12 protein-coding genes are annotated in these 14,581 nt (G+C 64.5%); 8 read left to right on the top strand and 4 right to left on the bottom strand.

Annotated features, from left to right (window positions below; all coding sequences use genetic code 11):
- The 5 genes from NP_RS07300 (at position 1) to NP_RS07285 (ending at position 5,673) form a co-directional block, all read left to right on the top strand.
- Positions 1-2,043, top strand: a complete 2,043-nt coding sequence (locus NP_RS07300; RefSeq protein WP_011323192.1) for a hydantoinase/oxoprolinase family protein — start codon at positions 1-3, stop codon at positions 2,041-2,043.
- Positions 2,043-3,665 carry a hydantoinase B/oxoprolinase family protein gene (locus tag NP_RS07295; protein ID WP_011323191.1) on the top strand — a complete coding sequence of 541 codons (1,623 nt, stop codon included), beginning with the start codon at positions 2,043-2,045 and terminating at the stop codon, positions 3,663-3,665. Before NP_RS07300 ends, NP_RS07295 begins: the two co-directional genes overlap by 1 nt.
- Positions 3,595-3,909: a CGCGG family putative rSAM-modified RiPP protein gene (locus NP_RS15215; protein ID WP_455429677.1), complete on the top strand. Its 315-nt coding sequence runs from the start codon at positions 3,595-3,597 to the stop codon at positions 3,907-3,909. The genes NP_RS07295 and NP_RS15215 overlap by 71 nt, the downstream gene beginning before the upstream one ends.
- Before the next feature lie 52 nt (positions 3,910-3,961).
- Complete coding sequence (locus tag NP_RS07290; RefSeq protein ID WP_011323190.1) at positions 3,962-5,308, top strand: heme-copper oxidase family protein; 1,347 nt, start codon at positions 3,962-3,964, stop codon at positions 5,306-5,308.
- Positions 5,309-5,445: 137 nt separating this feature from the next.
- Entirely contained in the window at positions 5,446-5,673 is a 228-nt protein-coding gene (locus NP_RS07285; RefSeq protein WP_011323189.1) for a DUF2249 domain-containing protein, read from the top strand.
- Between the two features lies 1 nt (position 5,674).
- Here NP_RS07285 and NP_RS07280 read toward each other — a convergent pair whose 3' ends face one another.
- Entirely contained in the window at positions 5,675-6,226 is a 552-nt protein-coding gene (locus NP_RS07280) for a hypothetical protein (RefSeq protein ID WP_011323188.1), read from the bottom strand.
- A 93-nt stretch (positions 6,227-6,319) separates the two neighbouring features.
- On the opposite strand from NP_RS07280, the gene NP_RS07275 reads away from it, so the two are divergent.
- Positions 6,320-8,971 (top strand): AAA domain-containing protein, encoded by a 2,652-nt coding sequence (locus tag NP_RS07275; RefSeq protein WP_011323187.1) that lies wholly within the window; start codon positions 6,320-6,322, stop codon positions 8,969-8,971.
- Positions 8,972-9,041: 70 nt separating this feature from the next.
- On the opposite strand, the gene NP_RS07270 is transcribed toward NP_RS07275, so the two are convergent.
- From NP_RS07270 to NP_RS07260, 3 genes are all read right to left on the bottom strand, one after another.
- The gene (locus tag NP_RS07270; RefSeq protein ID WP_011323186.1) at positions 9,042-10,346 is read right to left on the bottom strand and encodes an IS200/IS605 family transposon protein TnpB; all 1,305 of its coding nucleotides are present in this window, start codon (positions 10,344-10,346) and stop codon (positions 9,042-9,044) included.
- Between the two features lie 248 nt (positions 10,347-10,594).
- Entirely contained in the window at positions 10,595-11,476 is an 882-nt protein-coding gene (locus NP_RS07265; protein ID WP_011323184.1) for a BKACE family enzyme, read from the bottom strand.
- Between the two features lie 2 nt (positions 11,477-11,478).
- On the bottom strand, positions 11,479-12,297 hold the full coding sequence (locus tag NP_RS07260) for an enoyl-CoA hydratase/isomerase family protein (RefSeq protein ID WP_011323183.1): 819 nt from the start codon (positions 12,295-12,297) through the stop codon (positions 11,479-11,481).
- A 144-nt stretch (positions 12,298-12,441) separates the two neighbouring features.
- Here NP_RS07260 and NP_RS07255 point away from each other — a divergent pair, with 144 nt between their 5' ends.
- Together NP_RS07255 and NP_RS07250 are read left to right on the top strand one after the other, a co-directional pair.
- Positions 12,442-14,253, top strand: coding sequence for an acyl-CoA dehydrogenase family protein (locus tag NP_RS07255; RefSeq protein WP_011323182.1), 1,812 nt, complete (start codon positions 12,442-12,444; stop codon positions 14,251-14,253).
- 108 nt (positions 14,254-14,361) lie between these two features.
- On the top strand, positions 14,362-14,568 hold the full coding sequence (locus NP_RS07250; protein WP_011323181.1) for a hypothetical protein: 207 nt from the start codon (positions 14,362-14,364) through the stop codon (positions 14,566-14,568).
- Positions 14,569-14,581 lie beyond the last annotated feature (13 nt).

Raw genomic sequence — 14,581 nt, 5'->3', positions numbered from 1 at the left:
ATGGCTGACTCACCCACCCATCGGACAGACGAACAGTCCACCGAGACGCGAATCGGCGTCGACGTCGGCGGGACGTTCACCGATGTCGTGCTCTCGGTCGATGATGCCCTCGTCACCGCGAAGGTGCCGACGACCGACAACCAAAGCGTCGGCGTTCTCGACGGCATCGAGAAGGCCTGCGAGCGGGCCGGCATCGACCCGAGCGAGCTCGACGCCTTCGCCCACGCAATGACGGTTTCGGTCAACGCATTGCTCGAACGGGACGGTGCTGAGACCGCGCTCGTGACGACGGCGGGATTTAGAGACGTGCTCGAAATCGGCCGGCAGGACCGACCCGACCTGTATGACCTCGATGCCGAGAAGCCGGCCCCGCTCGTTCCGCGACGGCGGCGGTTCGAGGTCGACGAACGGACGACGCCGGATGGCATCGAGCGTACGGTCGACCCCGACGATGTCCGCGACCTCGCGGCGACACTGCGTGACCGCGATGTCGAGAGCGTCGCCGTCTGTCTGCTGCACGCCTACGCCGACCCGACAAACGAGCAGGTCGTCGCCGAGACGCTCCGCGACGAGCTTGATGTGCCGGTGTCGGCCTCCCACGAGGTGTTGGCGGAGTTCCGAGAGTTCGAACGCACCTCGACGACGGCCGCTGATGCCTACGTCCGGCCGGCAATCGAGGGCTACATCGGCCGCCTTGTCGACGAGGCCGCCGATGCTGGTGTTCCAGCCCCCCGGATTATGCAAGCCAACGGCGGTATCGCTGACCCGGAGACGGTACAGGAACACGCCGTAACAACGACGATGTCCGGGCCAGCAGCCGGCGTCGTCGGGGCGGCGGCGACGGTCGACGACAGCGACGTTACCGGGCTTGTCACCTTTGATATGGGCGGGACGTCCAGCGATGTCAGCCTTGTTCGAGACGGCGAAGCTGAACGGACGACCGACTCAGAAATCGCCGGCGTGCCGATTCGAACGCCGATGGTCGATGTCAACACCGTCGGCGCGGGCGGCGGCTCGGTAGCGTGGGTCGACGCCGGCGGCGCACTCCGGGTGGGGCCGCAATCGTCGGGCGCACAGCCCGGCCCTGCCTGTTACGGCCGTGGCGGAACGAAGCCGACAGTCACCGACGCGAACGTCGTTCTCGGCTACATCGGCCCCGAGACGGAGCTCGGCGGCGAGATGACGCTCGACGTTGCGGCCGCCCACGACGCGCTCGAACGGCTGGCAGACGAGGCCGGGCTGGATGGTGCGCTGGAGGCTGCACAGGGCGTCTACCGCGTCGCTAACGCGACGATGACGCGGACAATCCGCTCGGTGACAGTCGAACGCGGCCACGACCCGCGGTCGTTCGCGCTCGTGGCGTTCGGCGGTGCGGGGCCGATGCATGCCGCCTCGCTGGCCGAGTCGCTCGATATCGACCGCGTGGTCGTCCCGCGACCCGGTGGCGTGCTCTCGGCGTACGGGCTGTTGGCGGCCGACGAGAGCTACGATGCGGTTCGAACTGTCGGGGTCGACCTCGCGACCGCCGACCCCTCCCGCATCGAGACGGTCTATGACGGTCTTATCGAGGATGTCCTTGCGGATGCCTCCGACCCCGACGAGGCTGTCGTCGAACGCGCCGCCGACTGCCGGTATAACGGTCAGAGCTTCGAGCTGACCGTCCCGGTCGACGAGACGTTCGACGCCACCGCGGTCGAAGAGCGGTTCCACGACGCCCACGAGCGGGCCTACGGCTACGCGATGGATGAGGAGATATCGGTTGTCAACCTCCGGGCGACAGCGACACGACCGGGAACTGAACCGACCGTCCGCCACGAAGGGGCGGGTGACCCGCTCGTCGGCAGCCGGCAAGCCCACTTCCCCGGATTCGGCACAAGAGAGACGACCATCTACGACCGCGACCGGCTCGAACCGGGGACGACTATCTCCGGGCCGGCGGTCCTCGAACAGGCCGAAAGCACCACTGTCGTCCCGCCGACGTGGGCCGGCGACGTGCTTGAAGACGGGACGCTCGTGATGACACACGAAGGGGGTGAGAACTGATGTCCGACGCTGAAGCTGACGCCGATGTCGACCCCGTGACCTTGGAGGTACTTCGGAACCAGCTTGAGAGCATCGCCGAGGAGATGGGACAGACGCTCATCCGGGGAGCCTACTCCCCGAACATCAAGGAACGCCGCGACTGCTCGACGGCGCTTTTCGACGCCGAAGGCCGGATGGTCGCACAGGCCGAGCACATCCCCGTCCACCTCGGCGCGATGCCGGCGGCGGTTGCGGCGGTACTGGACCACGACCCACAGCCCGGTGATGTCTTCGTGCTCAACGACCCATTCACCGGCGGGACCCACCTGCCGGACGTGACGATGGTCTCGCCGCTTGCCCCCGACGGTGACATCGTCGGCTACGCCGTTTCGCGGGCACACCACGCCGACGTTGGCGGAATGACGCCCGGGAGCATGCCAGCGGGCGCGCGGGAAATCTATCAGGAGGGCCTGCGGCTGCCGCCGACGAGGCTCGTTGCGGACGGCGACATCCGCGACGATGTCCAGTCGCTCGTGCTCGCGAACGTCCGCAATGCCCGCGAGCGCCGTGCCGACCTTCGCGCACAGCTTGCGGCCAACGAACGCGCCGCCGAGCGGCTCGAATCGCTCTTTGAGGAACACGGCCGCGGGACGGTGCTTGCGGGCTTCGACGCCGTCATCGACTACTCCAGAGAGCGGATGGAACGCGAAATCGAGTCGCTGCCGGACGGCACCTACGAAGCGGCCGATGTTCTCGAAGGCGACGGCGTCACCGACGAAGACATCGATATTGCCGTCGAAGTGACAGTCGACGGGGGAGCGGTCGAACTCGACTTTTCCGGGACCGACGGCCAGTTGGCTGGAAACCTCAACGCGCCGCTTGCGGTGGCAAAAAGCGCCGTTTACTTCGTCGTCCGCTGTGTCACCGACCCCGAGATTCCGCCCAACCACGGCTGTTATGAGCCGGTTTCCGTTTCGGTCCCCGACGAATCGCTTCTGGACCCCGAGCCGCCCGCGGCTGTCGTCGGCGGCAACGTCGAGACGAGCCAACGGGTGACCGATGTGGTCTTTGCGGCGTTTGCCGAGGCTGCCCCTGAGCGCGTGCCGGCGGCTGGACAGGGGACGATGAACAACCTGACAATCGGCGCACGCGATGGCTCGTTCACCTATTATGAGACCATCGGCGGTGGCTTCGGCGGTCGCCCCGACAAAGACGGAATGGACGGCGTGCAGGTCGGGATGACGAACACGCTCAACACGCCTGTCGAATCCATCGAGACGGAGTACCCCCTTCGGGTCGACCGGTATGCCTTCCGACCCGACAGCGGTGGCCGGGGAAAACACCGGGGCGGTCTCGGTCTCGAACGGGCACTGACCGTCGAGACCGATGCAACCGTCTCGTTGCTGACAGAACGTCGCCGACACGCCCCGAGCGGCATTGCTGGTGGCGGGGACGGCGCACCCGGCGAGAACCTGCTTGACGGCGAGCCGGTGGCAGCAAAAACAACCGTCGATGTCGAAGCCGGCACGACCGTGACGGTCCGCACGCCCGGCGGCGGCGGCCACGGCGACCCTGACGGCCGCGACCCAGCGGCTCTCGAACAGGACTGCACTGACGGCAAGCGGACCGACGACGGGCGCTGACCACCGGTATCGTCGTTCCCCACCGTCAGCAAGGATATATTCGTGGTCGCGCTTTTCCAACGCTAATATAATTGAGGGTGTTCATGTTACCCTCGTCACTCACGCTGCCCACGGCCATCCGTCAACGTATCTCTTCGACCATCTCCGTACCGTTTTCGAAGACAGCGACACCGCCATCGATTGGGCGTTCGTCGACCAGTGTGGCTGCGGCGGCTACGTGACCCGGGTCGACGTCGAGGCCTGACTCGGGACATATTCGGCAGAGAACGGAGACGGCGACACGCCCAATCGACAGTATGGCCGCAATTCCGGACGCTATCGACGCCGACCGCGGGCCGCCGATGGCGGTCCCACTGCAGCACTTCGTCGTCGCGCTCGTGTTTTTGCTTGCTGGAACAGTCGCCGGTGCCGCCGGACAGTTTGGTCTACTCGCCGGGATGGAACACGTCGCGTTCGTTCACCTGCTGTTTGTCGGGTGGGTCTGTATCACCATTCTCGGCGCAATGACGCAGTTCGTCCCGGTGTGGTCCGGTCTTGACCTCCACTCGCGGCGGTTGGCAAACGTGCAACTGCTGTTTGTCACTGTCGGGCTTGCTGGCCTCGTCGCCGCGCTGTTTTCGGGAGCCGTTGCGTGGCTCGCCGCCACCGGAACCGTGCTAGCAGTCGGTATCTGGCTGTTTGTCTATAACATCGGCCGGACGCTCGCCGCCGCTCGTCCGTGGGATGTGACCGAACGACATTTCGCGTTCGCGCTCGGCTGTTTCGTGGCGGTGACCATGCTGGCGCTGCCGCTTGCAGTGGGCTTCAGCCGCCCGGTGTTCACCAGTCTGCCGGTCACCCACGAATCAGTGCGGATGGCTCACGCTTCCGTCGCTGTCTTCGGAGCCGTGCTGGCGACGGTGCTGGGTGCTTTATATCAACTCGCGACAATGTCCACACAGACCGAACTCCACGGTATAGACACGACCGTCCGCCGTGCCGAGACGGTCGCCTACCCGGTCGGTGTGACCGCACTTGTCGTCGGCCGGCTGTTTGAAACCGTCCTGCTTGCCCGCCTTGGCGGCGTTCTCGTGGCCGGCTGTATCATTGCCGTCGGTTTTGTCGTCGCCCGGCGGCTCTACGAAACACAGGTCGACCAGACGCCGATGCTCTCGCGGTACGCTGTCGTTGCCGTGGCAATGGTCATATGGGGGCTGCTCGCGCTGCCAGCGTGGGCAGTCGCCCCCCTCGCTGCCGGCACGCTGTACGGGGCCGAGGGGACCTTTTATTTGCTCGCGTTCGGCGTTGTCGGCTTCGTCGTCTTCGGGACGCTGTACCACATCGTGCCCTTTCTCATCTGGGTTGACCGCTACAGCGGCCAGTTGGGGCTTGCCGATGTGCCGATGATAGACGACCTTTACTCGGACCGGCTCGCTGTCGTTGATTTCACGCTCCTTTCGGGTGGGGTGGTCGCCCTCGTCATTGCTGATAGCCTCGCGGTGCCGTCGTCGGTGCGCTTTTTCGGTAGCCTGCTGGTCCTTGCCGGCGGTGCCGTCTTCGTTGCTAACATCACCCTCGTTGTCCGCCGTCACAACCCCGGCGGTGTTCGCGGGCTGGTCAGTGACACCGGCTCTGCAGCCGGGTCGCCGGAGCAGTCGGACTGACTGCCGGTATCGAACATCGGCCCCGCCTTTCCGTAGCCCCTCGACCTGCCCAAAAGCCTCACCAGCGGACCGCCCAGTTTCCCCGGCCGAACATAATCGGAACAACACCAACCGATGAGGCACCCCGAAAACCGAATATGGCACCAGACACGGCTGCCGAAACTGTCCTTGACGTACGGGACATCGAGGGGGAACCGTTCGACGACATCATGGCGGCGCTTACTGAACTCGGAGCCGACGAAACGCTGCTGCTGATAAACAGCTTCGAGCCGAAACCGCTGTACGGCGTGCTCGAAGAACGGGGGTTCATTTACGATACGTCCCAAACCGACGGGACATGGCGTATCGAAATCGAACAGGCCTGACTCAGTGGAAACCGCGGCCGACATTGTCGTCCTCAATGAGGTCGTCAAGCTCCTTCGAGAGCACCTCTTCGGCCTCTTCGAAGGTGTCTGTGAGGTCATCGAGTTCGTCCGGCCGGTCGTACATGTCGTACTCCATCGGCCCGAACGCTGGGCTGTCGAGGGCGCCCATCACGTCCTCGAACAGTGCATCTCCGGTCGTCGGAGCCTCAGCGTGTGTTTCGATGACGGTTTCGAGCTCTTTGGCCCGTTCCGTGGCCTCGTCTGTGTCTTCGAAGGCCTGATTGACGCCGAAACGGCCGCCGCTTTCCTCCCCGGGGAACAGCGGGTCGAGCTCGTCGTCGACTTTGCGAGCGACCCGCGACCCGACACCCTGTACCTCGTAGGGGTTCTTGGCGAACGTCTTGAGTTGGAACACGCCGACCGACGGGTGGCCGAGGAACATGTCCTCGCCGACACCGCCGCGGCGGTCGCCGGCGACGGCGCGCCAGCCGCTCGGTTCGGCGTCCGATTCGACGACGTCTTCGAGGATTTCCTGCCAGTCGCGGACGCGCATACGTGACCTTCGGGCAGTTGGAAAAATGAAGGTATCGGTGGCGGCGCTTCCGGGCACCGACAGCGTTTTTTTGACGACGACGCACGGACAGATGTGAACGTACGCGGCCCGGTCCTCGAAGTCGACGACCCGAAATCCGTCGAGACGAGCCACGGCACAAGCCAGTTGGCGGAGGTCGTCATCCGGCCGGAACGGGGTGCTGCCTCCCCGACGACAGTGACGTTGTGGGGCAAGTGGACGGAAACCGTCGAGTACCTTGCGGTCGGGATGGAACTGCTGGCGACCGACCTCGACGAGCGCACCTTCGACGGCGACACGCAGTACTCGACGACCGGCGAGTCGGCGGTCGTCGTCGAGCCGGATTTTCTGGTCGATGTGACCGACATTCGCGGGTGGGTCCAGTGTCCGCGGATGTACTATCTCAACAAACTCACCGGCTTGCCGCTGAAATACCCGGTGCTCAAGGGGACCGTCGTCCACGAGGTGTTCGGCGACCTGCTCCGGGGGCGGGACCTCGAATCGAGCATCGAATCGCGGGTCGCCGAGGCGGCACTCGACATCGGTTTGCTCGGCGAGACGGCCGACGCGGTCGCCGATGACGTACGGCAGAACGCGGCGGCGATTCAAGGATGGCTCCAGCAGGGGCGGTTCGGCGAGGATTCGTGGCGCTCCGAACAGACGCTTATCTCCGAGCGGTTCGGTATTAAAGGCCGGGCGGACGCCGTCAGGCGCGGAATGCCCGTCGAACTGAAGACCGGAAAGAACCTCAAGCGGTCGCCACGGTTTCAGGACAAGGTGCAGGCGGCCTGTTATGGGCTGTTGCTCGCCGATGACATCGCCGACCCGCCCGACACTGGGACGCTGTTGTACACGAAAAACAGCGCCCTCGACCGGAGCGAGGAAAGCGGCGACCTCTCGCCGGCCAAGGAGTTCTCTATCGGCCCCGGCTTCCTGAAATACGTCCTCCGGGTGCGAAACGAGATTGCGGCCGCCGAGTACGATATGTCGGTGCCGACCGGGTTCGAGGCCGACGCGAACTGTGACTACTGTTTCGAGCAGGACACCTGCATGGTCGTTTCCGGCCGCCTCGACCAAGAATCGAAGGCCGGCCAGCTTGGCGAGCCGCTGCCGGAACCCGAACGGGCGTATTTCGAACGGCTCTACCGGGCCATCGAGGAGGAGCGGCGTGAGGTCCACGCCGAATACCGGAAGCTGTGGGAGCAGTCGGCTGCGGAACGGGCCGACGACGACCGGGCGCTCGTCGACCTTGACCCGCTCGGCCGGGAGCCGCTCGATGGCGGCCGCTGGGCGCTCAGCGCCCGCCGAACGAGCGACGCGGTCTCGAAGATACGGGAGGGCGACCGCGTGCTGGCGAGCGACGGCCACCCGACACAGGGCACCGCAGAACTGGCGACGGTTCGACACCTCGACGACGAAATCGTCGTCGTCGCCGACGAGCCGTTCGAACTCCGCCGTATCGACGTCTACCCCTCGGAACTCGGCGTCGACCGGCAGCTGACGGCGCTGCACGACGCCGTCCTTCGTGGCGACCCCGACCGGAAGGACGTGCTCTTCGGCCGCCGGGAGCCGTCGTTCGTCGGGGACCACCGACCCATCATCGACAACAACGAGTCCCAAAACGAGGCTGTAAACCGCGCGCTCGCGGCGGAGGACTTTGCGCTGATTCACGGGCCGCCGGGGACCGGGAAAACCTACACGCTCGCACAGACCGTGCAGGCACTCGTCGCCCGCGGCGACCGGGTACTGCTGTCGGCGTTCACAAACCGCGCCGTCGACAACGCCATTGAGGCCCTCGAAGCGCAGGGCTTTACCGACGTGCTCCGGTGGGGCTCGGAGTCGGGGGTCCGCGATGACATGCAGTCCTACCGCTTCGACCGGACCGGCGACCCCCGCGAGCGGGCGGCAGCGCTCCGGGACGCACAGGTCGTCGCAGCGACGACAGCCGCCTGCGGTTCGCGGGCGCTCAAACAGCAGCAGTTCGACGTGGCTGTCATCGACGAAGCGGGACAGCTCACCGAGCCAGGGACGTTCCTCGCGACCAACCGTGCCGACCGCTTCGTCCTCGTCGGCGACCACGAGCAGCTCCCGCCGGTGGTTCGGGCCGAAAACGACCTGCAAACGTCGCTTTTCGAACAGCTCATCGACGACTATCCCGACGCGGCCGTGATGCTCGACCGCCAGTACCGGATGAGCCAGCGGATTCAGTACTTCGCCAGCCGGGAGTTCTACGACGGACAGCTCCGACCCGCGAACGCCGAGGTGGCCAGCCAGCGGCTCGCCGACCTCGACGGCGTGGATGTCTCTACGCTGCCGTCGGCGCTCCGCGATGCCGTCTCCTTTGTCGACCCCGGCGGAAGCGCCGATGGCAACACAAACCCGACGGAAGCAGACCGTGTCGCCGACATCGTCTCGGCGTATCTCGATGCCGGCGTCGACCCGGACGACATCGGTGTCATCGCGCCGTTTCGGGCACAAGTCGCGGAGCTGTCCCGCCGCATCGACGAGGTAACCGTCGATACGGTCGACCGGTTTCAGGGCTCTTCGAAGGAGGTTATCATCGTCTCGTTCGTGGCGACCGGTGAGCTTTCGAGCCCGATATTCGAGGACTACCGACGGGTCAACGTGGCGCTCACGCGGGCGAAGAAAGCGCTGGTTCTCGTGGGCGATGCGACGGCATTGCGGAGTGTCCCCTTCTACGAGCGAATGTTGGAGTGGGCCGGCTGACGCTCAGAGATGGTCGGTTTGACATCCTCCCACGGCTTCAGCCGTGGGATTCCTCCGGTGGGGATGTTGGCTATGCCGTACCAACGGAGGCAAGTTTCCCGTCTTGGGAATCGGTACTCTGGTTTGTGCGCTTCTCGTTGGGACGTGCCCTTTCGGGAGAGTGTGGTATCTCCGACCAGTTGTGGTCGTCCCACTTGAGACGCACGGGCCGTGCCATCGACCCAACGGGTTTGCCAGTCTGTCGTTCGAGGAACGTGCGAGACGCGCACAGGTCGGCGTGGGCTTCGTGACCGCACGGACACCGGAACACATCGCCGTCCCGGTCGGTATCGTCCTGTTCGCCACACGCCGGGCACGTCCGGGTAGTATCGGCTTCTGACCGCACCTCGACGGTGATGCCGTATTCCTCAGCGGTGTGCGATAGGCGCTCGATGAACGCCCGGAACGCCCAAAACTGGTGGGTCTTTGCGTTCACCTCGGCGCACCAATGCGTCGAGAGAACGTCCGTGAGGTCGCCCACGTACACGGTATCGACACCTTCGGCGTAGAGCCGTTCCATCAGGTCTCGAACCAGTGCATCCTGTGCGTGGTCGCGCCGTCGCGTCCGTTTGCGATACAACCGCCGTATCCGCTGACTACTGTATCGGCCCTCTCGGAGTTTCGACTGTAAACGGGCGATTTCTCGCGTTGTCTCGCGGAAGTGGGCGAACAGGCCCCGGCCTTCGTACAAGTATTGCTCGCCGGTTGTGGTGGTACAGGCGACGAGATTGTTTGCGCCCACGTCCAGTGCGGCTTCGTGGGAAGCCAGTGGTGAATCCTGTCGAGAATCAGGCACGGTGACAGGTTGAAAGGCCCTGAACGTGTCGTCAGTCTCGCCGTACTGTATCTCCAAACGCCCCTGTTCGCCGTCCCATTTCGGGTCGCCAGCAACTTCGAGGCGGAGACGGTCGTGGTAGCCAAGCCCGTACTCGTCTTTGAGGTCTTGGCCGACTGGTATCTCGACTCGTGACCGTTCGCCGGTATCCAGCGTGTAGAGGTCGTGGCGGATGAACGTGCGGAGTTCCCTGCCGTCGTCTTCGTTACCCCAGTAGCCCGGCGGGGCGGTGTCCTCGCCGTTCTCACGGGCGGCGAAAAATGACTGCCACGCCGATTTGTTCTTCCGAATTACCTGCTGTGCGGTCGCAGAACCGAGAACACCGACGTACTGTTTCCGGTAGTCTGCGGTATCCCACACGGATTCGCCGTCGAAGAATTGCTGGCGGCGCTCGTAATTCAACTCGTTCCACAGACTCGCAGAGGCGTCCAACAGGTCCAGCAGTAGCCGCTCGTCGTCGTCAGAGAGCGGGCGTACCGCGAACGTGTTGGTTCGCCTCATGACAACAGATTATTATACTTTTAGTCTTAAAGTCTTTTCGTATGCGACCAAACATCGACATTTCGCACACGCTCGGCGGGCGAATCAAAGACTACGCAGAAGCGAACGGATTAGACTTATCGGAAGCCTATACGGAAGTGTTAGAGGCCGGTCTGGAAGCGGTGGAACATCCAGACGAACCGTAGCGCGTGGATTGTGTGGTTGTGCTGTCGCTCGGACCCACCCCTGAAGGGGTGGGCTTCCGCTCGCTACGTGTCAACGCCCATGATGTCGGCCGCCTCCGCTGGCGTCGCCGGCTCACGACCGACCGTACGCGCGAGGTCGGCCGCTTCGGCGACGAGTTCGGGATTTGTCGCCATCTCGCCGTCCGGGAGATAGAAGTTGTCTTCGAGACCGACCCGGACGTTGCCGCCCATCGAGAGCGCGGCGGCAACGAGTTGCCACTGGTGTTCGGAGATGCCGATGACCTGCCATGTCGCATCGTCGGGGAGCTGTCGGACCTGATGGGCGAGGTTCTCGACTGTCGCCGGGATACCGCCGAGAACGCCCATGATGAGCGAAAAATGCAGTGGGTGGTCGAGCGTTCCGTCTTCGAGGAACGGCCGGACGTTGCCGATGTGGCCGGTGTCGAAACACTCCAGTTCGGGGGTGACGCCGTGTTCGTTCATCGCGGCGAGCATCGTCTCGATTTCGCCGAACGAGTTCTCGAAGACCATATCGAAGACGAAATCGCCGCGGGACTCGCTGTATTTGGCGTAGTTCATCGACCCCATGTTGAGCGCCGCGATGTCGGGAGCGACGGATTCGATGTAGTCGACGCGTGATTCGACCGGCTCGTGGAGCGCGCCCGTCGAGAAGTTGATAAGGATGTCCGTTCGGTCGCGGACCGCCTCGTATATTTCGCGGTAGACCTCCGTCTCGAAGGTCGGTGACCCGTTTTCCGTCCGGGCGTGAATGTGTGCGACCGCTGCGCCGGCCTCGCGGGCGGCGGCGGCGTCATCGGCTATCTCCGCCGGCGTGTACGGAATATGCTCACACTGGTCTCTCGTCGTGAGTGCACCGGTGAGCGCGGCGCTGATGACCGCCTTTTCGGGGTCGTTACCTTTCGTCGAATCCTGTTCGAGCGGCATCGTCACACCCCCTCCGTTCGTCGGTCCCAACCCGGCTCGGAATCTGTGAGGTAGCCGTTGATGCCCGACTCGGCGTCGTCGCTCATCGCCACGAGCGTCACGACCTCGTGCATGTAATCGAGCGCTTCCCGGAAGCCCATCTCTCGCTGGTTGTAGAAGGCCTCCTTGCCGAGTTCGACCGCTGCGGGCGATGCCGCAGTGAGGTCGTCGACTGTCGTGTCGATGGCGGCCTCGAACTCATCCGCCGGCACCACTGCCGTCGTTAGACCAATATCGTGGGCCGTCGCAGCGTCGATGTGTTCGCCGGTGAACAGTAGCTTGAACGCCCGCTTTTCGGTGACTGTTCGCATAATCGGTACGAGCGCCTGGGCCGGAAAGAGGCCGATATCGACCTCCGGTAGCCCGAACGTTGTATCGTCGGCAGCGATGACAACATCACAGGCGGCCGCAAGCCCCATCCCGCCGGCGAGACAGTACCCTTCGACGGCGGCGACGGTTAGTGCCGGTGCGTCGACGGCGGCCTCGATGAGCCGTCGCATCCCGGCAAATCCCTCCCGGTACGCCATCGAGCCGGACCCGATAGCCGCGGCCATCGACTCGATGTCGCCGCCGGCACAGAAGGTACCACCTGCTCCGCGAAGAACGACGACTCGGGCCGGCGTCTCCGCCGCGAGGTCGAAGGCAGCGGTCAACCCCTCGATGACGGCGTCGTTCAGCGCGTTCTGTCGCTCGGGGCGCTCTATCGTCGCCCGAATTACGAGGTCGTCTTCCGAGACGCGGACGGCGACGGCCTCGGTCGAGGCGGCGTCGTGTCGTTCCATACTACCCGACTGTGTCCGTCACTCACAATCATGGTTTCGGACAGCGACGAACGCGTCCGCTGTTAAACAGACCGTCAGGAAACGGCGTTGAACATAACGCAGTTGTAATGAGGTTTATAATACCGAATCACAAATCCAACGGGTATGGCGACCGACCCGATTGATTACGGAGCACTCGACGAGGGGCGGGGTTGTAACTACTGGGAGTTGGACCCGACGCTGCAGTTCGAGGCAGAGCGCATCTACCCGGACGACGACTTCGAGTGGGCCGAAGAGGTCCTTTCGGAGTTCGGCGACGTGCTCGGCCACCGGATGGCCGACACCGCTGACAGAATCGACAAGGAGGGCCACGAGCTATGCTCGTTCGACAAGTTCGGCGAGCGACGCAACGAGGTCGAATACCATCCGCTCATCGAGGAACAGGAACGAATCACCTACGAGGAGTTCGGCGTTACGCACGATGCCTTCCATGCGCCGCCGGGACGGGACGAACCGGTCGGGCTGTCGCATACATTGATGATGCAGACGCTGCTTTCCTACGTTGACGCCGGGTTCTGCTGTCCTGTCTCGATGACGACCGGCGCGGCCATCGTCCTCGATAAGTTCGACGACGGGGAGCTCTCGTCGTACTTCGAGGGGCTGACCGCCCGCGACCTCGATACACACATCGAAGGGGCGATGTTCCTGACCGAAGAGCAGGGCGGCTCCGACGTGGGCGCAAACGAGACCCGAGCCGAGCCGGTCGAGGCCGACGACTCTGTCGCGGCTGCCGACATCGACCGCGACCGCATCTACCGGCTCCACGGCGAGAAGTGGTTCTGCTCGAACATCGACGCTGAGGGGGCACTAGCGCTCGCCCGAACGCCGGGCGCGCCCGAAGGTGTCGATGGACTGTCGCTGTTTCTCGTTCCCCGAACCAAGCCGGACGGCGAGGTAAACGAGGCGCACTTCCGCCGGCTGAAGGACAAACTCGGGACCATCTCGGTGCCGACCGGCGAAATACAGTTCGAAGGGGCCGAAGCCTACCTCGTCGGCGAGGAGGGCCGCGGGTTCAAATACATGTCCGAGATGATGAACTTCGAGCGGCTCACAAACGCCACCGGCGCACTCGGTGTCATGGGACGGGGACTACTTGAGGCGAAGGTCCGGGCCGCACAGCGGGAGGCCTTCGGCGATGCAATCGACGAGTACCCGCTACTCCGCCGTGACCTCGTGGACATGAGCGTCGATTATGAGGCCGCCGCTGCCTTCTCCTTTGAGGCGGCTCGGACGCTCGATGAGCGTGAACGACAGGGCGACGACTCGGATGCCTACCAGCTGATGCGGCTTTTCATCCCCGTCGCGAAGTACAAGACGGCGCGGATGTCGGTCGACATGAGCTCCTATGCGATGGAGATTCTCGGCGGCAACGGCTACGTCCGCGAGCACACCACCGAGCGACTGCTCCGGGACGCGCAGGTGTTGCCCATCTGGGAAGGACCCTCGAACATCCTTGCGCTTGACGTGCTGCGGGCATTCAACCGCGAAGACGCCCACGAGGCGCTGGTCCCCTACCTGCAGGCGAAGCTCGATGCCGTCGAGCATCCGGCGCTGGAGCCGCTGGCCGGAACCGTCGAGGAGCGGTTCGTCGAGCTACAGAACGCGCTCGCCTCGCTGGCAACCGAGGACGGCGACTACGCACAGTACCACGCAAAGCGGCTGGCCGACCTCGTCTTCGATGTTGTCTCGGGAGCGCTCCTGCTGGAGGAAGCCCAAGAACAGATAGATGCCGACGGAAACGGCCGGAAAGCTCTCGTCGCCACGCGGTTCATCGAAACCCGGTTCGAGGACGACGAGGCCTACGGCGTCACCTCCGGCGAACGGTTCGCGATGGACGACGAGACCTTCGCCGCTATCGCCAAATACGCATCCGTCGAGCCCGAGACGCTGGTCGATGCACCCACAGCCGACGACTGACGCTGCCGGACGCACCGGTTCGAAGTGGAGCCCCCCGAGCCGCCGGGCGAGAGCGCGGCGTCGTTGCCTACGTCGACAGATACCGGACGGCGCTGCCGGGAGGCGTTGATGGTCGAACGTCGCGACGACCCGTATCGACGGGACGCTGGCAACCGACGCAGACGACGCCGGTGGGCGAAGGTCGGCATTACCGTGCTCGTTGGGCTCTCGGCCGGCCTCATGACGACACAGGGAGAGGCCTCACTTGCGGTCGTGCTCTGGGCCATCGGCGGCGGGCTGCTCGCCGGAGCGGCGCTCGCGTGGTATTTGCTGTAGCGGCCGTTTGACC

Source organism: Natronomonas pharaonis DSM 2160 (assembly GCF_000026045.1).
Taxonomy (GTDB): Archaea; Halobacteriota; Halobacteria; order Halobacteriales; family Haloarculaceae; genus Natronomonas; species Natronomonas pharaonis.
Note: the sequence above shows the minus strand (reverse complement) of the source record. Positions and strands in the feature narration are given on the sequence as shown.

Excerpts from the sequence above, each read along its gene's own strand:
- NP_RS07260 (WP_011323183.1), bottom strand. The coding sequence starts at position 12,297 with ATGGAACGACACGACGCCGCCTCGACCGAGGCCGTCGCCGTCCGCGTC.
- NP_RS07270 (WP_011323186.1), bottom strand. The coding sequence starts at position 10,346 with ATGAGGCGAACCAACACGTTCGCGGTACGCCCGCTCTCTGACGACGAC.
- NP_RS07255 (WP_011323182.1), top strand. The coding sequence starts at position 12,442 with ATGGCGACCGACCCGATTGATTACGGAGCACTCGACGAGGGGCGGGGT.
- NP_RS07285 (WP_011323189.1), top strand. The coding sequence starts at position 5,446 with ATGGCACCAGACACGGCTGCCGAAACTGTCCTTGACGTACGGGACATC.
- NP_RS07280 (WP_011323188.1), bottom strand. The coding sequence starts at position 6,226 with ATGCGCGTCCGCGACTGGCAGGAAATCCTCGAAGACGTCGTCGAATCG.
- NP_RS07265 (WP_011323184.1), bottom strand. The coding sequence starts at position 11,476 with ATGCCGCTCGAACAGGATTCGACGAAAGGTAACGACCCCGAAAAGGCG.
- NP_RS07290 (WP_011323190.1), top strand. The coding sequence starts at position 3,962 with ATGGCCGCAATTCCGGACGCTATCGACGCCGACCGCGGGCCGCCGATG.
- NP_RS07250 (WP_011323181.1), top strand. The coding sequence starts at position 14,362 with ATGGTCGAACGTCGCGACGACCCGTATCGACGGGACGCTGGCAACCGA.
- NP_RS07300 (WP_011323192.1), top strand. The coding sequence starts at position 1 with ATGGCTGACTCACCCACCCATCGGACAGACGAACAGTCCACCGAGACG.
- NP_RS07295 (WP_011323191.1), top strand. The coding sequence starts at position 2,043 with ATGTCCGACGCTGAAGCTGACGCCGATGTCGACCCCGTGACCTTGGAG.